Source organism: Panacibacter ginsenosidivorans (genome assembly GCF_007971225.1).
Taxonomy (GTDB): domain Bacteria; phylum Bacteroidota; class Bacteroidia; order Chitinophagales; family Chitinophagaceae; genus Panacibacter; species Panacibacter ginsenosidivorans.
This window is the reverse complement of record NZ_CP042435.1, coordinates 3,787,005-3,807,213: the sequence shown is the minus strand read 5'-3', so window position 1 is coordinate 3,807,213 and position 20,209 is coordinate 3,787,005. Positions and strand designations below refer to the sequence as shown.

Annotated in this window: 19 protein-coding genes; 4 read left to right on the top strand and 15 right to left on the bottom strand. The window is 39.0% G+C overall.

The window, feature by feature from the left end; translation table 11 throughout:
- The first annotated feature begins 37 nt into the window (after window positions 1-37).
- Window positions 38-1,111, top strand: a complete 1,074-nt coding sequence (locus FRZ67_RS15965) for a class I fructose-bisphosphate aldolase (protein ID WP_147191039.1) — start codon at window positions 38-40, stop codon at window positions 1,109-1,111.
- 176 nt (window positions 1,112-1,287) lie between these two features.
- Here the strand turns inward: FRZ67_RS15965 and FRZ67_RS15960 are convergent, their stop codons facing one another.
- The 9 genes from FRZ67_RS15960 to FRZ67_RS15915 all read right to left on the bottom strand — a co-directional run bounded on the left by FRZ67_RS15960 (window position 1,288) and on the right by FRZ67_RS15915 (window position 11,355).
- Window positions 1,288-1,710 carry an SgcJ/EcaC family oxidoreductase gene (locus FRZ67_RS15960; RefSeq protein ID WP_147191037.1) on the bottom strand — a complete coding sequence of 141 codons (423 nt, stop codon included), beginning with the start codon at window positions 1,708-1,710 and terminating at the stop codon, window positions 1,288-1,290.
- Window positions 1,711-1,983: 273 nt separating this feature from the next.
- Window positions 1,984-3,528: a pyridoxal phosphate-dependent decarboxylase family protein gene (locus FRZ67_RS15955; RefSeq protein ID WP_225975368.1), complete on the bottom strand. Its 1,545-nt coding sequence runs from the start codon at window positions 3,526-3,528 to the stop codon at window positions 1,984-1,986.
- Between the two features lie 153 nt (window positions 3,529-3,681).
- Window positions 3,682-4,962 carry a Gfo/Idh/MocA family protein gene (locus FRZ67_RS15950; protein ID WP_147191033.1) on the bottom strand — a complete coding sequence of 427 codons (1,281 nt, stop codon included), beginning with the start codon at window positions 4,960-4,962 and terminating at the stop codon, window positions 3,682-3,684.
- 117 nt (window positions 4,963-5,079) lie between these two features.
- Window positions 5,080-5,934, bottom strand: a complete 855-nt coding sequence (locus FRZ67_RS15945) for a DUF5829 family protein (protein ID WP_147191031.1) — start codon at window positions 5,932-5,934, stop codon at window positions 5,080-5,082.
- A 212-nt stretch (window positions 5,935-6,146) separates the two neighbouring features.
- Window positions 6,147-6,524 (bottom strand): hypothetical protein, encoded by a 378-nt coding sequence (locus tag FRZ67_RS15940; RefSeq protein ID WP_147191030.1) that lies wholly within the window; start codon window positions 6,522-6,524, stop codon window positions 6,147-6,149.
- A gap of 148 nt (window positions 6,525-6,672) precedes the next feature.
- Window positions 6,673-8,082, bottom strand: coding sequence for a PKD domain-containing protein (locus tag FRZ67_RS15935; RefSeq protein ID WP_147191028.1), 1,410 nt, complete (start codon window positions 8,080-8,082; stop codon window positions 6,673-6,675).
- A gap of 536 nt (window positions 8,083-8,618) precedes the next feature.
- The gene (locus FRZ67_RS15925; protein ID WP_147191026.1) at window positions 8,619-9,209 is read right to left on the bottom strand and encodes a transposase; all 591 of its coding nucleotides are present in this window, start codon (window positions 9,207-9,209) and stop codon (window positions 8,619-8,621) included.
- Between the two features lie 248 nt (window positions 9,210-9,457).
- Window positions 9,458-10,615, bottom strand: coding sequence for a homogentisate 1,2-dioxygenase (locus FRZ67_RS15920; protein WP_147191024.1), 1,158 nt, complete (start codon window positions 10,613-10,615; stop codon window positions 9,458-9,460).
- Between the two features lie 275 nt (window positions 10,616-10,890).
- Entirely contained in the window at window positions 10,891-11,355 is a 465-nt protein-coding gene (locus FRZ67_RS15915; protein ID WP_147191022.1) for a pyridoxamine 5'-phosphate oxidase family protein, read from the bottom strand.
- 124 nt (window positions 11,356-11,479) lie between these two features.
- Here FRZ67_RS15915 and FRZ67_RS15910 point away from each other — a divergent pair, with 124 nt between their 5' ends.
- The gene (locus tag FRZ67_RS15910) at window positions 11,480-11,950 is read left to right on the top strand and encodes a DinB family protein (RefSeq protein WP_147191020.1); all 471 of its coding nucleotides are present in this window, start codon (window positions 11,480-11,482) and stop codon (window positions 11,948-11,950) included.
- 166 nt (window positions 11,951-12,116) lie between these two features.
- The gene (locus FRZ67_RS15905; protein WP_147191018.1) at window positions 12,117-12,623 is read left to right on the top strand and encodes a metallophosphoesterase family protein; all 507 of its coding nucleotides are present in this window, start codon (window positions 12,117-12,119) and stop codon (window positions 12,621-12,623) included.
- Here the strand turns inward: FRZ67_RS15905 and FRZ67_RS15900 are convergent.
- The 3 genes from FRZ67_RS15900 to FRZ67_RS15890 all read right to left on the bottom strand — a co-directional run bounded on the left by FRZ67_RS15900 (window position 12,620) and on the right by FRZ67_RS15890 (window position 15,931).
- Entirely contained in the window at window positions 12,620-12,925 is a 306-nt protein-coding gene (locus FRZ67_RS15900; protein ID WP_147191016.1) for an antibiotic biosynthesis monooxygenase, read from the bottom strand. The genes FRZ67_RS15905 and FRZ67_RS15900 overlap by 4 nt on opposite strands.
- Window positions 12,926-13,018: 93 nt before the next feature.
- Window positions 13,019-15,283, bottom strand: a complete 2,265-nt coding sequence (locus tag FRZ67_RS15895) for a RelA/SpoT family protein (RefSeq protein WP_147191014.1) — start codon at window positions 15,281-15,283, stop codon at window positions 13,019-13,021.
- Between the two features lie 222 nt (window positions 15,284-15,505).
- The gene (locus FRZ67_RS15890) at window positions 15,506-15,931 is read right to left on the bottom strand and encodes a hypothetical protein (protein ID WP_147191011.1); all 426 of its coding nucleotides are present in this window, start codon (window positions 15,929-15,931) and stop codon (window positions 15,506-15,508) included.
- A 215-nt stretch (window positions 15,932-16,146) separates the two neighbouring features.
- On the opposite strand from FRZ67_RS15890, the gene FRZ67_RS15885 reads away from it, so the two are divergent.
- Window positions 16,147-16,335 (top strand): hypothetical protein, encoded by a 189-nt coding sequence (locus FRZ67_RS15885; RefSeq protein WP_147191009.1) that lies wholly within the window; start codon window positions 16,147-16,149, stop codon window positions 16,333-16,335.
- A 52-nt stretch (window positions 16,336-16,387) separates the two neighbouring features.
- Here the strand turns inward: FRZ67_RS15885 and aspS are convergent, their stop codons facing one another.
- From aspS to lpxA, 3 genes are all read right to left on the bottom strand, one after another.
- Window positions 16,388-18,217, bottom strand: a complete 1,830-nt coding sequence (gene aspS, locus FRZ67_RS15880; RefSeq protein WP_147191007.1) for an aspartate--tRNA ligase — start codon at window positions 18,215-18,217, stop codon at window positions 16,388-16,390.
- A gap of 279 nt (window positions 18,218-18,496) precedes the next feature.
- Window positions 18,497-19,177 carry an ABC transporter ATP-binding protein gene (locus FRZ67_RS15875; protein ID WP_225975367.1) on the bottom strand — a complete coding sequence of 227 codons (681 nt, stop codon included), beginning with the start codon at window positions 19,175-19,177 and terminating at the stop codon, window positions 18,497-18,499.
- 111 nt (window positions 19,178-19,288) lie between these two features.
- On the bottom strand, window positions 19,289-20,086 hold the full coding sequence (gene lpxA / locus FRZ67_RS15870) for an acyl-ACP--UDP-N-acetylglucosamine O-acyltransferase (RefSeq protein ID WP_147191005.1): 798 nt from the start codon (window positions 20,084-20,086) through the stop codon (window positions 19,289-19,291).
- Window positions 20,087-20,209 lie beyond the last annotated feature (123 nt).

Below are 20,209 nucleotides of genomic sequence, written 5' to 3'. Positions count from 1 at the left end.
GGTAGTTGGTTTTACTTCACTCAAAAAAATATGCAGTATGACTTATGAAAATATCGTTGCCCTTATTGGCAAGGAAAATGAACCGCTTTTAACGCATGCCTGCACAACAGTAACAAAAGATCAGTTACATCTTCCATCACCGGATTTCACCGATAAGATTTTTCTTCCATCTAACAGAACGGTTCAAACGCTTCGCAATATTTCCGCGCTGTTCCACAACGGGAGACTCTCCGGCACCGGCTATTTATCTATCCTGCCTGTTGACCAGGGAATCGAACATAGTGCGGGTGCATCCTTTGCACCCAATCCGCTTTACTTTGATCCGGAAAATATTGTTAGGCTTGCAATAGAAGGCGGCTGCAATGCAGTGGCAACAACATTTGGCGGCTTAGCGATGGTAGCAAGAAAATATGCACATAAAATTCCTTTCATTGTAAAGATCAATCACAATGAACTCCTCACTTATCCAAACAGGCATGACCAGGTAATGTTTGGTTCTGTAAAAGATGTGTGGGATCTTGGTGCTGCTGCCGTGGGTGCGACTATTTATTTTGGTTCGCAGGAATCAACAAGACAAATTGGTGAAGTATCTGCGGCATTCGAAGAAGCGCATAACCTGGGCATGGCAACGATTTTATGGTGCTATTTACGCAACAATGCTTTTAAACAAGACAAAGCGGATTATCATGTTTCAGCAGATCTTACAGGCCAGGCAAATCATCTTGGCGCAACAATCCAGGCTGATTTTATTAAACAAAAGCTTCCCGAAAACAATGGTGGATTTAAAGCACTCAACATGGGTAGCAGCAGCTATGGCAAACTGGATGAACGCATGTACACACAATTAGCTGCTGATAACCCGATAGATCTCTGTCGTTACCAGGTATTAAATTGTTATATGGGCAGGGCTGGATTGATCAACTCCGGTGGTGCTTCTTCAGGTGCTTCAGATCTAAAGCAAGCCGCCATCACTGCCATTATAAATAAACGTGCAGGAGGCATGGGTTTGATTTCCGGGCGAAAGGCTTTTCAACGCCCATTTAAAGAAGGTGTTGAACTGCTGAATACCATACAGGATATTTACCTTGAGAAAAAAATTGATATCGCTTAAAGAAAATTTTATGAAATTTTATGTACCCTGCTGCAGAAAATCTATGATGCTTATGTTGCGTCGCACTCTTGTGCGGTGCATGTTGTGGGAACAAAAAAAGATCATGCAGATACCAAGAGTATTCACAGAGCCGTATTGAAACAACTCTGTGAAAATGTGATCTTATACTCCTTGTTTTAGTTTGCAGAAATAACAGGCAGATCCATATTATGCATGATAAGGATGAACCACTCGTCGTTATCAAATTTCATTACCAGGTTCATTAATCCTTTTCTGTCTCCCCATGAATTACCAATCATATCAATTGCACCACTCATTGTCCATGTAACATCAACTGCTGCAAAAATCTGGTCAATCAGTCTTACTGTTGGCTTCATAGAAGTAATGCGACTGTCTTTAAAAATGGTGGCAAATATTGGTGCGTGCTGTGCTTCAATTGCTACCCTTCCATGAAAGGTTTGTCCAAATACATTTGTAAAATCCGCATTTACTGCAAATAGGTTTGCATATGCTTTTGCATCATGCGTGTTCCATGCTTCTGTGAATCTTTCAAGCACTGCGTTAATTGCTTGTTCTGTTCTTCCTGTTTTCTTTGTCATAATGGTGTTTTTTAAAATTATTGATTAGCAAAAATCAGGTGCTGCTTTTAACCACGAAAACACATGTTGGATAAATTGGAGGAAACAGTGTATCAGCAGTACTGTTAGCGATATTATTTGAAAACTATTTCAGTATAAGACAAAACCCGCATTTTGTTAAACGGTACATGCGTCGTATATGCGTAGTACTTACGTCGTACATAAGCCATTCAGGGGTTTAGATGAACTTAAACGGGGAAATATGTCAGTTTTAGCCCGGGACCGGTTGCATTATCATTTCAATACAGTTTGTTCTTGTAGCTCGTTATGCATTTTTCTTCCTTCTCTTACTAATATCTCTATCACTTCTTCAATATCTTTTTTTGAAGTGCGGAAATTTACAATGCAACACCTTAAACAATATTTGTCGTTTACAACAGCATTGGATAAAAACACTTCACCGTCTTGCTGAAGTTTGTTCACCAATGCTTCATTTAATTTATTGAGATACATCTCCTCAATATCTTTCGATGGTATATACCTCAATGTTGTAATGCTCAGGTTTTGCGTTACAGCTTCCAGTTCAGGATGATCATTGGCAAGATCAAACAACAATTTAGAAAGCGCTATATCATCGCCGATCATTTTTTCATACCCACTTCTGCCAACCTGTTGTAATGCTATCCAGACTTTTAATGCCCTGAAGCCACGTGAATTCTGTAGCCCATATTCATAATAGTTCTGTGTAGAAGGTTCATCACTGCTGAAATTATAATACACCGGATGCGAACTATATGTTTCAATTAAATGATTGGGATCTTTTACCAACGTACAACCCGCTTCCAGCGGGCTATACAACCATTTATGCGGATCAAGCGCAATAGAATCTGCTTCCTCAATTCCTGCGAACAGATCTTTAAGACCAGGAATAACAGCAGCGGGTATGCCATAAGCACCATCTATGTGAAACCACAGGTCATACTTTTTACAAACAGCAGCAATGGCTTTCATATCATCTACTACACCTGTACTTACATCTCCGGCATTACCAACTACTATAATGGGTTTGTATCCTGCTTTTTTATCGTCGCTTATAGTTTGCGCCAGCACTTCAATGTTCATTCTATTGTCTGCACCGGTTTCTATCCAACGTATAGCCTTAGTACCAATACCAAATAAAACAGCCGCTTTCTCTATCCATGTATGTGTGCTCTTTGCGCAATAGACAAGCAGCTTTTGTGCATCCATGGATATGCCATTTTCCTTAATTGATTTAGGCGCTTTAACCGTTCTTGCCGCTAAAAAAGCCGTGAAGTTTGCCATATTACCACCGCTCACCAAAATACCCCCATACGATGATGGGACACCTATAAATTCAGCCAGCCATTTTACTGTTTGCTTTTCGATCTCTGTCGCCATTGGGCTTAAAATATTAGCTCCCACATTTGGGTTTACCGCAGCCGCTAACAGGTCCGCCAGTGCGCCAACAGGTGCTGCAGAGGAAGTAATATATCCAAAGAATTTAGGATGGCCATTCAATAGTGAATGATTAAACAACAGTTCTGACGCCTTGGCAAATATTGTTTCAGCAGGTGTTCCATTCTCTGGTAACGTGTCATTACCAAGTATTGCCTGTAATGCTTTTGGCGGCTCTCCTGTTGTTACCTTTTTTTCCGGAATGCTGTCTATAAAGTCTGCAATAGAATCTATTAGCTGGTACCCGATCTTTTTAAATTCAGCTTTGTCCATTTCAATGGAAGCCCGGCGGTGGTCTGTCATATCATAAGGTTGTAGTGGTGTTGAGCTACTGTTAAGTGTATGAATATATAAAATACTCATTTTTAAATCCGGCTATAATAGCTTGCATTACGTTTTTAGAAAGTCATAAAATATTTTGAGCCCGGCTGCAGCAACAGCATGATACTTTTGTTGCGTCGCACTCTTGTGCTGCTGAATGGAGATCTCAACAATTGCCCTTAAGAGTAATTGATTTTATTTCTTATCAAATTGTGTAAGGTTAAGCTTGGGATCCATGCGCTCATTTGTTGTAAGCACTTCATCCCATGTAAGCGGTTTATTATTTTCAGCAGCTTCCCTGCCTAATATTGCAGTAAGTGTAGACTCAACACCGGATCTTATCTCATTCACATAATTACCTGTTTCTATACTGCTGATAAAATGTTGTTCTTTATTTTTATCCGCATCACCCAGTGCAGAAAGAAATGCGCCTGAAGTTCTTTGCTCAGGGGTTATTTCAGCTTCTGTTCTTGCAACACCGGAATCCCATGCATTATCGCCATTAATAAATACGCCACCACTGTAATGCGCTTCTGCAATGCCTTTCGTGCCCAGGAACCTGCAACATACATCGCCAAATGCCGGCCCCATCTGTGTTGAATGAATACTTACGTTTATATCGTTAGGGTATTGATATAATACCTGGTAATTGTTCCATGCATCACCAACCGGTAATGGATCTTTTTTACCACCACGGCCAATAGCATTTATTGCATGCGCATTTAGTGCCCAGTTGCAAACATCCAGCATATGAATACCCTGGTCTAATAAAATGCCGCCAGATAATGCATTGAAATGAAAATGATTTCTTATACGCAACTCATCATCAGATGTGCCTATTGGTTTATGTATCTCAGAACCGGAAGAAAAATAATAAAGCTGTACCGTTATTATATCACCAATATCTCCACGCTGAATTCTTTTTACCATTTCAACATAAGGCGATGCGTGCCTTATCTGGAAACCGATCACCACGCTTTGTTTACTGCCTACTTTTCCTGCTACTTCCAACGCTCTTTTGCAACCTGCAGTATCAGGCGCCACAGGCTTCTCGCAATACACATGTTTACCCGATGCTACTGCCGCTTCAAGAAACATAACATGTGCATAAGCCGGCGTTGATATATGCACTGAATCCACATCTTTATTTTCCAGCAGTTGCATATATGCTTTTGATCCCTGGTACATGTTTGCCGCAGCTATTGCAGGCATTTGTTTATCCGTATTTAGTTTATTGTATTTGGGCAGTGCGGTTTGCAGTTTATCTTCAAAAATATCTGCCATGGCTACAATCGCTGTGTTGGTATTTTGCACCATCGACGAAATAACAGCTGTGCCCCTGTTACCACAACCTATAATACCAAGTCTTATGGCAGAGTTTGCTTTTGTACCAAAAACAATGGAAGGTTTTAAAATAGATACTCCGGATATTACGGCAGCATTCTTCAGAAATAGTCTGCGATTATTTTTCTTCATATGGCTTATTTTTATAAGAAGCCATAAGTTAGAAAATTTTTATGAACCCGGCTTTTGTAATTTCAATTAATCTTTTGTTGCGTCGCACACTTGTACGGTGGATTAGTGCTGAGCAGATCATTCAAAGACGAGCCTGCCCGAATTATTTTGAAACTCAATTTGAATATGCACCGAAATTTTTTCAGTTCCGCTGTGTGGTTCATTGCATTCAAACGACACTGATTCTACAGCATACCTGTCATTTTTATTTCTATCCTTAAAATGAATGATAAAATCTTCAGGTGAAGCAAAGCTATGTTCATCAATTTTTTTATACCCACAGCTTAAAAGAAAACCCGACAGCATATTTTTTTCCTGCATCGTTGTTTTAAGTGTTATACCGGTAAACCTTTTGAATATCTTATTTTTTCTTTCTGCTGCATACTGACTTAAATAAGTAGTCCTTGTTAGCTGGTTGTTGGTATACTTCCAATGATTGTAATCATAGTACTCCGGTTTGTATTCCATTACCCACCAATAAATATGGGTTTGCATATTAAAAGCAGAATCATCTATATCCAGCAAAGTGGACCAGGGCACCTTTTTATCATCGTATTGTTTTTCTCTTGCACGTGTTTCTATTTTATATTTCTTACTTAGTATCGTATCAAGTTGTTGAATCTCTCCAATTCCATCAACACTAAAACCTATGCCGGCGATGCCTGTTGGCTCGCCGACACCGCTGCTATCAAATATTTCAAAATAATTATCCAGCCCAAAGAGATAAGTGCCTGTCCATGTAGCTGCACTGTCTGCTATGGTTGTTTTTGTTTGCATTGCCGCAAACTCGTTTTTTATAAAATCTGAATTTTTTATTGCAACCAGGTCTGCTGAATCTATCACCAAATAAAAATGATTGAAGTTTACTTTAGGAAATTTTTGTGCATGTGCAGATAAAGAAAACAGGCTAAACAGGAATAAACACATTCTCATAGCAGGTGCATTTATTAGTAAATATAATTCTTCTGTTCAAGCCACAGGGCTTCGTTGTCTCAACGGCGCTGCATTTGCTTCTTTCTGCGGATATGGCTGCGCCATCCTTTGAATCATGCCTGCGGCATGACCAAACCGAAAGAGGCGCCTTATGAAACAACTAGTGAAGAGTGCGAGTGGAGGTGTGAAGTTGGTGTGCTGATGAGCGAATGTTATTTATTAATAAAGCAATCGAATTCGTATAATGTCGTATCAATTTTCTTGTCTGAACTTAACTGATACAAAAACAATTTATTGATACCCTCATCTTTAAGTAACAGAGTCTTTGAATTAAGGAATCCATCTTCCGGAATTTTAGTTAGAGTTATTAAACTATCATGAAATGTGTATTTTCCTTTTACTTCTTCATTTGATAAAAATGTAGATACTTTTATAATATAAGTGCTATCATCTTTAAAATCTATTGTTATTGTAGTGAGCCCTTCTAATCTATCAGCAGAAATAACAACCTTTGCGTTTTTAGAAGAACATGAAAGTAAAAGAATGAGAAAAATGGTAGTAATAAAACAAGATAAATGAATCATCCGCATGTTTAGGAAGTTGAATTGATGATGCACGAATATAGAAAATATAATTACTACCGAGGCACAGGAAGCTAAACACAAAAGCAACGCCTCATTCCTGCACCAACAAAGGGTTTATATTCTTGCGCTAGGGTTAGCGATTCGATAGAGAAAACTATTGCATAGTTCCATCCGGATCTATCTTCATTAAGTAGAGTGAAAATTCATCGTCTATATTACGCCCGTAAGAAAGAGCAATTATTTCATTATTTGATGTATAAATAGCTTTTTGACAATATCTATCAACATTCAATAAAGTTGAATAACAGGATGTGTAAATAACATCGTCAATCTTTAGTTGCCATTCTTCAACTCCGTCGAAGGAGAATTTTCCTACTGCGCTTTCCGGTGATGAATAGACATAGAAATTATTTCCTGCTGTAAAACCGCCCTTTCCGGAAGAAAGCAGCATTTTTACTTTAAAATCAAGCGAAAGATCATTTTTAAAATAGTAAAAATATTCGCTTGTCGGAACAAGAAATTCATTTGAATTATAAATTATGAATGGGGGTTGATATACGTGATAATATCCAAAATTGAACAAAACCATATTTGTAATATTCCCCTGCAAGTCCATCTTACACAAATAAGTATTCTGAGAGAAGTTTGAAGTAGTTGCAGCAAATGCATATCCATCGGTCGTTTCAACAATGTTATTAAGTACTGCAAAACTATCCAGCTGCTTTCTCCAAATCTCATTACCGTTTCCGTCGCATTTAACTATTGTAGCTAATGGTTTCAATGCTGGTGTGTAAGAAGTTCCTAATGTTAAAAAGCCACCATCCGAAACTGTTGTCGTGTAAGTATTCAAACCAGGTAAGTTATTTAGATATTTATTCCAGATAAGCTTACCGCTTGCATCAATTTTAGATAAGCAAAATTCCTGAGTACTTCCGGGCGTATAGTTGCCAGACAAGATAAATGCATTGCCGTCGATTCTTTTCATGCTACTTAATCTAACAGTATTATCATCGCCCGCTATGTCATAATTCCATTTGGAATTAAATAAACTATCTACCAACATAAAACCATAGGTATAAGGATTAGCGCCATAATTTTTCCGGTACAGAACGAGATAGCTATTATTATTAGCTTCTTCCATGTCTACACCATATGTGTCAACAGATAATCTAAACTCTCTATTTCCTAACACAACATGGAGACGTTGTGTAGAAGAATCAGATAAATGATCCTCTAAGTAGGAGTAGAGTTTTACTGTATAAACACCAGGCTTCGCATACTTATGAGTCGGCTCTTTTTCAGTGCTACCATTTTGATCACCAAAATCCCACAAATATGTGTCTTTCGGTCTATAGCTCTGCTCTGATGAATCCTGAAGATGCGATAAGTTGATAAATTGCAATGAAGAATCTACAAAAGCACTTTGAGCGGGAAGAACTGATGAACATTGCTCGGTAATAGCGAACGCAGCGATATCTTTATTTTTAGTTATAAGATCCGACGAATTCTTTTTGCAAGAAGCCAGGAGCACTACTGTTACAAAGAGGAAGGGTTGAATTTTCATGCAAAAAATATTATTAAAAATCAAGTTAAAGAAAATCTGGATTCAAATATCCGCATTAAGTTTTTAAATTTCAATGTTGTTGAAATGTGCCGTAAAACTTCAAAGCAAAAATAAAAATTATTCTTAGATCGGATTCAAAGAACAGAACGCACAAGTGTGCGACGCAACAGGCGATGCTATGAAAAACAAATGCCGGGCTCATAAAAATAAAAAAGTGCCCACTCAAACGCAGACACTAAAATCTGAAATCCGAAATCTCAAATCCGAAATCATTCCGCCCAGCTCATTACATAACCTTCGTTCTCTATATCGAGTGCATCAACGGTTAACTGCAACGGAGTACAAGATTGCCGGTCTGACGGCTTTGAGCCGTCTGACCAGGGGCGTTTCCTTTGCGCCAATACTTTTTTCTACAGCCCCGGGATGCGGACCATGCGGAATGCCACCGGGATGCAGCGTAAGCATACCACGTGTTACATTCTTGCGAAGCTACCCGGTCAGACGCTTCCAAAGCGTCAGACCGGTATGCACGAAGCTCAAAAAATAGCGCTTAGGTCTTGTTTGTTTTTATAAAACTCATAGGTTTCAGTTGCAAGATCATTCCAGTTTGTATCTATCAACTGCCCCGCTAATTTCTTGTTGCACAATGTTCCATTTCTTAAGCCTGTATAGTCTTTGAAAGAAGAATATTCCCAATCGTTCAATGATGTTACCAATTTCGCTCCCAGAGGATTCTGATGAATATAATGAAAGGCTGTCAAGGTGTAGTTGTCTGATCCATTGTCAAGCGGTTTTGCTTTGGTCTTTTGCCTGAACAATGAACCTGTTGTATGTTGCTGTCTATTGATTGCAGTTGCATAACTACTCAATAACATTCTGATGCCATTTGATAATGCAGATAGTGTGAGGCTACCAACTTTTACCTGCTGTACAGATTGTTCGTTTGTGCTTATGAGAAAATGAAAATGATTTGGCATAAGGCAGTATGCAATTGTATCTGCGTGTGGCGCAACTAAGGTTCGGTAAGCTTTTAGAAAGTATAAGTAGTTTTCGTTGGTAAAGAAAATCGGTTGTTTATTGTTGCCCTGGTTATAGACGTGATATATTTTGCCTTGGTAAAACTGCATGGTTTAAGATACAAAATATTTTGAGTTGTTGCTGTTATCGGTCTGACGGCTTTGAGCCGTCTGACCGGGGTGGCTCCTATACCGGTCAAACGCTTTGGAAGCGTCTGACCTGGAGTGCACCTTGTTGATGAATGAATAGAATGTACAAGAGTGCGACGCAACGATGCTTAATAGCCTTACTTCAGCTAAGTACATAAAAATAAAAAAGTGCCCACTCAAACGCAGACACTAAAATCGCAAATCCGAAATCATTCCGCCCAGCTCATTACATAACCTTCGTTCTCTATGTCGAGTGCATCAACGGTTAACTGCAACGGGTGAAATGTATCTACCATTACGGCGAGTTCCTTTGTTTCTTTTGCGCCAATACTTTTTTCTACAGCGCCGGGATGCGGACCATGTGGAATGCCGCCGGGATGCAGCGTAAGCATACCACGTGTTACATTTTTGCGGCTCATAAAATCGCCGTCAACATAATAGAGCAACTCATCGCTGTCTATATTGCTGTGGTTGTATGGCGCAGGAATACTTTGGAGATGATAATCGTACAAGCGCGGCACAAAACTGCACACCACAAAATTGTGCGCATCGAATGTTTGATGCACGGGTGGCGGCTGGTGCACACGACCGGTAATGGGTTCAAAATCGTGTATGCTGAACGCGAAAGGATAACAGCAACCATCCCAACCAATAACATCAAAAGGATGATGACCATAATGAATATGATACATCATGCCACGCTTCTTTGTTTTGATGATGAAGTCGCCTGTTTGATCTATTGTTACAAGATGTTCTGGTGCACGGATATCACGTTCGCAGTAAGGTGAGTTTTCGAGTAGTTGCCCGTAATTACTTAAATAACGTTTTGGAAAACGTATGGGCGAAAAACTTTCAACAATGAAGAGCCTGTTGTTATCATTATCAAACTGCAATTGATAAATACTGCCTCGCGGAATGATGAGATAATCGCCGTATGCAAACTGCAACTCTCCATATTGTGTAAGCAGTTTGCCACTGCCTTCATGCACAAAAAGCAATTCATCTGCATCTGCATTTTTGTAGAAATAATCTGTCATGCTTTGTTGCGGTGCAGCGAGCGAAATATGGCAATCGTTATTCACCAAAATTGGTTTGCGGCTTTCCAAATAATCTGCTGCTGGTTTTACTTTAAAGCCCTCAAAGCTGCGGTGGCGCAGCATTTTTTCTTCGGCAATCTTTGGCGCTACACTATACTGCGCTTCTGTCTTTATAATTTTTGTGGGCGGGTGACAATGATAGAGTAAAGAACTATCGCTGTTGAAGCCTTCTGTTGAAAATAATTGTTCAGAATATAATGTTCCATCCGGTTTGCGGAATTGTGTGTGGCGCTTGTGCGGAATGGTACCGAGCGTGTGATAGTGTGGCATATGGCAATTTGAAAATTTGAAAATGAGATAATGTGAAAATGTGCCGATGTATAGATGTGCAAATGAAAGAAAATAATTATTTACCGATCTGCATTACTACTATGATGCTTTTGTTGCGTCGCACACTTGTACTGCAACAAATCTATTGAACAATTATTGCTTTGATAATTCTAATGACGACAAAAGGAAAACATATTTCCATTTGCGTTTGTCTATGTAGTAGGTAAAGTTTCTGTGGAATGGCATTGGTTAAAGGTAAGGAGATTTTATAAGCCTCACTTCATGGGGACCTGGAGGGTTTCGCTCCAGTAAGTGGTCCATCTTTGTTTTACTTCTTCTTCTGATAATCCTGTATCATAAGCAGGTGAAGTAATTTCATGTACACGATGCACATTTACTGATACAATATGTTTGATAACATGTTTCGAGCCTGCCACTCTATAATATGCTATTACTTCATCGAAGAATCGTCCTCTTGAAAACACAGTGGCAATGCCTTTGAAACGGTAGCCTTTCCTGGTAAAAATATCAACGACATTTATTTCAATAGCGGGATTACTTAGCAGGTTGGTAATTGTTCCGGGAGAATGAATGTCGGCAAATACAATGTGTTCATTATCCCATGCAATGGTTGTTCCTTTTGGTGAAAGGTTTGGCGTGCCATCGGGGCATACAGTTGCTATAAAGCCAAGCTTTTGTTTGTTGACGAATTCCCTGATTTGTTCGGTTAAGATTCCCATATCAAGATCTTTTGTGTTTTCCTGCAAGCAATTTACTGAATGAAGTATCTTAATGCTCTTTTGTAAATTGCAGTGAAAACAAAATTATTAAAAAATAACATCCCTGTTTTGGGATAATGCTATTATGGAAACATCACTACGATCAAGAATGCAATACCAGCCTGATGCACTGCAGCAATTGTTATTTGGTGTGCATGATGAGAATGCAAAGCAAAGACCTATACCAGATAAATGGAGCGTTGCGGAAAACATTGCACATTTGGGCAGGTACCATGAAGTGTTTATGGAACGCATGTTGCGTGCAACACATGAACATGACCCGCTGTTTGAAAGATATGTTGCAGACAACGATGAATATTTTTTGGAATGGTGCAAACTGGATTATGACGCGTTGCTGAATAAATTTTATGCAACAAGAAAAACACTGAATGATTTTTTGTTTGGTTTATCTGATGAAGATTTGAGAAAAACTGCAAGGCACCCTTATTATGGTCAATGGACGATTTGTGGCTGGTGCGAATTCTTTTTGCTGCATGAGAGCCACCATTACTTTACGATATTGAAATTATTGCCACAGATAAATGCGCCTGAATAACATTCTTTACTTTTTTGCCTGTCCAAAAAAGTAACGAAAAAAGACAACCGAAAACGATATACAGCCCGTTATCGGTAACGCCCTGATTGAGCCTTTGTGCTACTGTGATGAAGAGCTGTAGAACATTAATGAACAAAATTTGAAATTTTAGCGAAGGATAAAAAGAATGAAGAAGATTGGTTTAATTTCTGACACGCACAGCTATTTAGATGAGAAAGTGTTTGAACATTTTAAAGCTGTAGATGAGATATGGCATGGCGGTGATTTTGGTAATGCTGCAATTGCAGATGCTTTAAAGGCATTTAAACCATTGCGTGGTGTGTATGGTAATATTGATGGATATGGTATAAGTTCCGAATTTCCGGAAGAGCTGATCTTTATGTGTGAAGAGGTGAAAGTTTTTATGAAACATATTGGTGGTTACCCGGGAAGATATGAACCCGGAGTAAAGAACACAATTATGAAAGAGAAGCCGCAACTGTTTATCAGCGGGCACTCGCATATTTTGAAGATAATGTATGATGATAAATTGCAATGCCTGCATATTAATCCCGGTGCTGCTGGTTTACAGGGTTGGCATAAAGTAAAAACCTTGGTACGCTTTGTAATTGATGGAAATAAAATAAAGAATTGTGAAGTTATTGAATTGGGGAAAAGAGGAAGTACCATTTAAACAATCACTTCATAATGCTGCGAGGTTGCATCAAAACGTTTTAACAGCTTACGAGCTTTATCAGGAACAACAGCTGTCTCATAATTTTCTCCTGCAAATACTTTAACTGATTCGATGGAATCAAACATCATCAACGTAATAAATTCTGTCTCCTCTGCAAGATTTCTTCTAAGCAACTGTATGCTTTTAAATCCTTCGATCTGTCTGCTATGTATGCCTTCAAATATTTCTTCGCGTAATAAATGCTCGTAACTATCTGCATTTTCAAATACAGTATAACCGTGCCATATTCTTGCTATCATAGATAAATATTAATTTTGTTGAGTAAAGAAAAATAAGTTGAAGTGAGTGACACAACGAAAGCTTAATAGTAGCACTAAAGTTTGCAAAGTAAATTATTTTGCTTTTTCTTCCGTATCGAACCTTGTTACACTTTGTATACCATTGAGCTGCATTAGGCGTTTTACAAGCTCATCCAGTTCTTCTTTATCGTGCACGAACACTTTTATAGTGCCATGAAAAATTCCTTCACCCGATTCGATGGTAAGTGCTGAAATGTTGATGCGCATATCACCACTAACAACATTCGTGATCTTATTGATTACACCCACATCATCAATTCCAATGATCTTAAGACCAGTGAGGAATGAAATCTCTTTATTCTTTGCCCATTTTGTTTTAACGATACGGTGACCATAGTTGGCCATCATTTGTGCAGCATTTGGACAATTGGTTCTGTGAATGGTTAGGCCTTTGCCGGTTGTTACAAAACCAAACACATCATCGCCTGGAATTGGGTTGCAACACCTGGCAAGATTATACATGATCTTGTCGCTGCTTTCGCCAAAGATGATGAGTTCAGAATCTTTTTTGGAAGCCGGTGTTTTAGTTTCTGTTTCATGCTTATGTTCAACAACGGGTTTAATTGGTTTGGGCGCTTCCAGTTTATCGCCCAATACATGGAACTCTTTCAGTTCTTTAAGATCAGTATGCTTAACGGAGATATTATAAAAAAGATCAAGCTGCGAAGTGACTTTATAAAAATCTACCAGCACATCAATATTGTGCTGATTGTAAGCAGCGCCCATGCCTTCCAGCTTGCGTTGTAAAATGTATTTGCCTTCATCTGCAATTTTTCTTTTCTCTTCTTTTAGCGCATCTTTTATTTTGCTTTTTGCTTTTGCAGTTACAACAAAATTTAACCAGTCTTCTGTTGGCTTTTGTTTGTTGCTGGTAATGATCTCCACCTGGTCGCCGCTTCTTAATTTATGACTGATAGGAACCAGCTTATGATTAACTTTTGCGCCAATACATTTGCTGCCAACTGCAGAGTGGATAGAGAACGCAAAGTCTAATGCAGTTGAACCAATAGGCAACATTTTTACATCGCCTTTTGGAGTGTACACATAAATTTCTTCGGCAAGAAAACTGGTTTTAAAATCCTGCAGAAAGTCAACACTGTCTGTATCCTGGTTGCTTATCACTTCGCGTATCTGGCCAAACCATTTATCAAACCTGTCTTCATCATTACTGCCTTCTTTGTATTTGTAGTGTGCAGCCAAACCTTTTTCCGCAATCTCATTCATGCGTTTACTGCGGATCTGTACTTCTACCCATCTTCCCTGCGGGCCCATTACTGTTGTGTGCAAAGCTTCATAGCCATTTGCTTTGGGATTACTAAGCCAGTCGCGCAAACGTTCTGGTGATGGGGTGTACTCATCTGTTATCATGGAATACACTTTCCAGCAATCCTCCTTTTCTTTTTCAGGTGCAGAATTAAGAATAACGCGAATGGCAAAGAGATCATATACTTCATCGAAGCTTACACCTTTTTTTGCGATCTTGTTCCAAATGGAGTGTATGCTTTTTGGTCTGCCATAAATCTCAAAATCCAAACCTGCAGCAACTAATTTTTCCCGAAGTGGCTTTATGAATTCATTAATATATCTTGAACGTTCTCTTTTTGTTTCCGAGAGCCTGCGTGCAATATCTTTATATGCTTCCGGTTCCAGATATTTCATGGAAAGATCTTCCAGCTCCGTCTTGATATTATACAAACCCATTCTGTGTGCAAGCGGTGCATAAACCCAAACCGTTTCACTGGCTATCTTTAATTGCTTTTCCCGCTTCATGTAATCAAGCGTACGCATGTTATGCAAACGGTCGGCTAGTTTTATGAGTATTACACGGGGATCATCAGTAAGTGTAATAAGTATCTTTTTAAAATTCTCCGCCTGCTGACTACTGCTGGCATCTATTACAGAAGATATTTTGGTAAGTCCGTCAACAATTCTGGCTATTTCACTGCCGAATTCACGCTCTACATCTTCAAGTGTTATGTCTGTGTCTTCCACTGTATCATGCAGCAGAGAACAAATAGTGCTGCGCACACCAAGGCCAATTTCTTCAACACATATTCTTGCAACTGCCAATGGATGCAATATATATGGCTCTCCACTTTTACGCCGCATTGTTTTGTGCGCTTCAACAGCCATTTTGAATGCTGTACGCACCAATTCTTTATCGCCCCGTTTCAATTTTTCCCGCAAGGCGCGCAAAAGTGCACGATACTGTCGCAGTATTTCCTTGCGTTCCTGCTCTTCATTTAAAGTATATTTTGGTAAAATATTCTCAGCAATCCTTACCTGCTCTTGCTCCATATACACGAATTTACAAAAAAGGCGGCCAATAGTGCCTGCGGTTGTTTTAGTTAAACACTAAAATAAGACAGAAGTTTAATATGTTAACTGACTGCTTAGTGGTGAAATTAATACAGGCGCTGAAGTGTGCGACGCAACGATGCCTTATAGCAGCAATGATGATGGGTAACTAATGTAAAAAAATAGCCGGTAAAATTTTACCGGCTATTGATGTAAAATCAACTAACTGATTATTTTGTCGTGCCTGAAAAGATATGGAATGAGAAATAATGCAAGGCCTCCTATGATGACTTGCGTGCCAATTACCAATACGCGGAATTCGTAAGGTATTACGTCCTGGATAGTGTGACGAAGATTGATACCGGTAATTACGATAGCGATAGTCACTATCACAACCATTATGCGATATAACATAATGCCTTTATTGAGGTAGTGTACAAAGAAATAAAACATGGCACCACATGCAATCGATAGTAATATGGTTCCAAAAACAATGGTAGTTATATCTATGGCATTAAATTCATAAAACTGCGTAATGCTTCTATAAGTAACCGTAAAAATGAGATTGGTAATTGTTGCTACAATACCGGAAAATAAACCGGCAAGAATAGACCTTGACAGATCACTTTGTTGATAATCATAATTCATAAACAAGGTTTTAATAGTGTGAAGAAAAACACTAAACCTGCAGAAGTATTCAATTGATCCTGGCAAACGATCTCTTAAAGTGGCAATAATAACCGGCGGCCCTGTTTATTCTAACAGGAAAGTGCTTTTAAAGTTAACAACTTTAGCTGGCAAAAAATGAAAACTTTTTTATTTAATCTTAACTTTAAGGCACACAATTTGTCATATATAACATCATGAGCAGCCAGATAACACAAACCAATATTCAAAAAATAGAGTCAGCATTAAGAGCAGAAAAATCGAAGTTTGCCAAGGCTTTTCACCAGGGCAAAAGTATGTCTGAACTAAAAGATGTGGTTGATAAAATTCATACGCTGGAGAAAAAATTCAGTGCACTTACCCTGCAAAATTATAACAGACAATAAACTATACTTACCTAAATAAAGAAGCCACTTTTAAAAAGTGGCTTCTTTATTTTTATGCTTTTAAATCCAGCTTTATCTGCAATTCATCAAATTGTTTATCATCAATAGTAGAAGGTGCATCAAGCATCACATCTCTTCCCGAATTGTTCTTTGGAAATGCAATAAAATCACGAATGCTTTCACTGCCGCCAAGTATCGCACATAAACGATCAAAGCCAAATGCAAGACCACCATGCGGTGGTGCGCCATACTCAAATGCCCCAAGCAAGAAACCAAATTTATGCAATGCTTCTTCTTCACTCATACCGAGTGCTGCAAACATTTTTTCCTGCAGTTCTCTTTGATAGATACGAATAGAGCCCCCACCAATTTCATTACCATTTAATACCATATCATAAGCATTCGCTTTGATATTGGCATATGGATGTTCCAGGTACTTTGCAGCATCTTCAATAACAGGATTGTTATTGATCATCGTTTGTATATCGGATGGTTTTGGAGAAGTAAATGGATGATGACGGGCTACCCACCTGTTACCTTCTTCATCATATTCAAACAACGGAAAATCAAGTACCCATAATAATTTAAATTCATTGTCTTTACGGAACCCCAAACGTTTGCCCATTTCCAAACGCAGTTCGCTGGTGGCTTTGCGTGTACGCTCTTCTGCTCCTGCAAGAATCAATATTAAATCTCCACTTGAAGCATTGGTAACTTCAGCAATGGCTTTTAATCTTTCTTCGCTATAAAATTTATCTACACTGCTTTTGTACGTTCCGTCTGCATTGCATTTAATAAATACAAGACCTCTCATACCAATCTGCGGACGCTTAACCCATTCCGTTAACTCATCTGTTTGTTTGCGTGTATATTCACTGCAGCCGGGCACTGCAATTGCCAAAACAGTTTCCGCATCATCAAATACTTTAAAGTCTGCTCCGGTTACCAAAGCGGCATTGTCAGTTTTATTTACATATACAGAAGAAGGCTTTTTGATATTGCAGATCTTCATGCCATATCGAATATCAGGTTTATCATTGCCGTAATTCCACATGGCATCTTCCCATGTCATGCGTTCTACTTTTTCATGATAGTCTATGTTTTTTACGTCTTTGAAAATTCTTTTTACCAAACCTTCAAACATGTTCAGAATATCCTCCTGCTCAACGAACGACATTTCACAATCTATTTGCGTAAACTCCGGCTGACGGTCTGCACGCAGATCCTCATCCCTGAAACATTTCACGATCTGGTAATAGCGGTCGTAACCACTTACCATCAATAGTTGTTTAAATGTTTGCGGGCTTTGTGGCAAAGCATAAAATTGTCCCGGGTTCATTCTGGATGGCACCACAAAATCTCTTGCACCTTCAGGAGTAGATTTTATAAGAAAAGGTGTTTCAATATCCATGAAGCCTTGCTCATGTAAATAGTTTCTTGTGCTTCTGCTAACAGCATAACGTAATTCAAGATTTTTCTTTACGGCATTACGGCGCAGATCAAGATAGCGATACTTCATACGAAGATCATCACCGCCATCTGTTTCATCCGTTATAGTAAAAGGCGGAACAGCTGATTTATTGAGTATCGCAAATTTGTGTACCTGTATCTCTATTTCACCGGTTGGTATATTCAGGTTCTTATTGCTTCGTTCCTGTATAAAGCCCTCAACCTGTATCACAAATTCACGGCCAAGCGGATTAGCATCCAGTTCTGCCTGCAGGTCTTCGCCAAATAATAATTGGGTAATACCATAACGGTCCCGCAGATCAACGAAAGTGATAGCGCCGAATTTTCTTACGGTTTGCACCCATCCGGCAAGGGTTACCGTCATGTTTACATCTTTTACTCTAAGTTCTCCACAAGTGTGTGTGCGATACATAATTCATCAAATGTTAAAGTATCATTGACTCTCTCAGTAGTCAACTAAAACATTGAATCAGTATTTGCCAAACCAGAATTAACTGAGAAATCTCTGGGGCTCGAGTGTTTCAACGGGCTGCAAATATAAGCGGAATGAAGAACCTTTTAAAGTGAAGGGATATTACGATCTATTTAGCATGTAATAAATTTTGATACCAGCATTTGTTCGCTGTAGCATCTTCGTTGCGTCGCAATCCTTTCATCCGCAGTAGTACTATCAGGCTTTACCGAAGAGGGATTATTTTTTGATCTTATAATCAGTGATCGCAATTACTTCACTGCAGAAATTATATTCGTTGATATCGTTGCTGCTTACAACGATCAGTTTGTGTTTGCAGAATTCGTTAATGAGCCTGTGATAAAGTTCATAACCGGCAGTATCAAAGTTGGTGCAGGGTTCATCAAGCAAAAGAATGGGAACATCCGAAAAAATGGCTTGTGCCAGTTTAGTACGTTGTTTCATTCCACTGCTGTAAAAACGAATTTGTTTATTGGCAGCAGCCTGTAGCCCAATGATCTCCAATATTTCAGGGATAGTGATAGTTGACAATAATGGTTTAAATGATGTATGAAAAAGCAAAAATTCGGTTGCGGTCATTTCTTCTATCACTTCAAGATAGGGCGCAGCAATTGAAATATATTTGTATATGTTTTCCGGTTCAAGCTTCTTTTGTGCATTGTTGAATTCTATAGCACCTTCATTTACTTGTATTGATGCCGCAATGCACTGTAGCAAAGTACTTTTGCCGCTGCCGTTTGGTCCCGTAATAGCATAAGCATTTCCGCTTTGAAAGGTATAATCTACATGGCGGAATATCCATTCGCGGTTAAATCTTTTACCCGCATTTTGCAAACTAACGGTAATGGCATCCGTCTTTGAAAGTGTATGAACAGGATTTGTATTTGACGAAGATTGCATGTAATAAGAAAAGATTGCTTATAAAACCTAAAGCTGCCTAAACAACAGAACGATGAAAGTAATGTGACGCAACGAAGATGCTATGAAAAGGAACGCTCGTAACAAAATTCTTTAATCTTCATCATTAGCACCTTTGGTAAAGCGTTTTATAACGCCTCTGCCACTTTCGCGTATAAAAGTTACAATTTCATCGCGTTCATCTGTTGCAGGGAATTCTTCTTCAATATACTCAAGAGCCTGTGTAATGTTAAGGCCTTTGTTGTAAATAATTCGGTAAATATCAAGCACCTGGTTGATCTGCTGTAAAGTAAAACCACGACGCTTAAGCCCTACACTGTTTACACCACCGTAGCTTAAAGGATTTCTCACAGCTTTTATATAAGGCGGCACATCTTTACTCACCAGGCTGCCACCACCAACGTAGGCATGCTGCCCGATCTGCACAAACTGGTGCACCGCACAAACACCGCCAATAATGGCCCAATCTCCCACTATTACGTGGCCAGCTATCTGTGCGCTGTTGCTGAGGATACAATTATTGCCCACAATACAGTCATGCGCTATATGGCTGTATGCCATGATAAGGCAGTTGCTACCCACTTTTGTTTTAATACGATCTGTTGTACCGCGGTGTATAGTTACAAATTCACGGATCGTAGTGTTGTCACCTATTTCGACGTAGGTTTTTTCGTTATCATATTTCAGGTCCTGTGGAACAGCACCCAAAACAGCACCTGGGAAAATGCGACAATTTTTGCCAATGCGCACACCTTCCATAATGGTTACATTGCTGCCAATCCAGGTACCCTCTCCTATTTCAACATCCTGATGAATAACAGTGAAGGGGTCTATTTTTACATTTTGTGCCAGCCTGGCATTGGGATGTATGTATGTATGCGGATGAATCATGAAAGCGCTGAAATAACGTGTTTAATTATATTTTAGTTCTGTACGATACTACAAAAAAACCATCCGTCTTTCAACGAATGGCGCAAAATTAATGGTAATAATTTAATAAGCAGGTGTATGTTT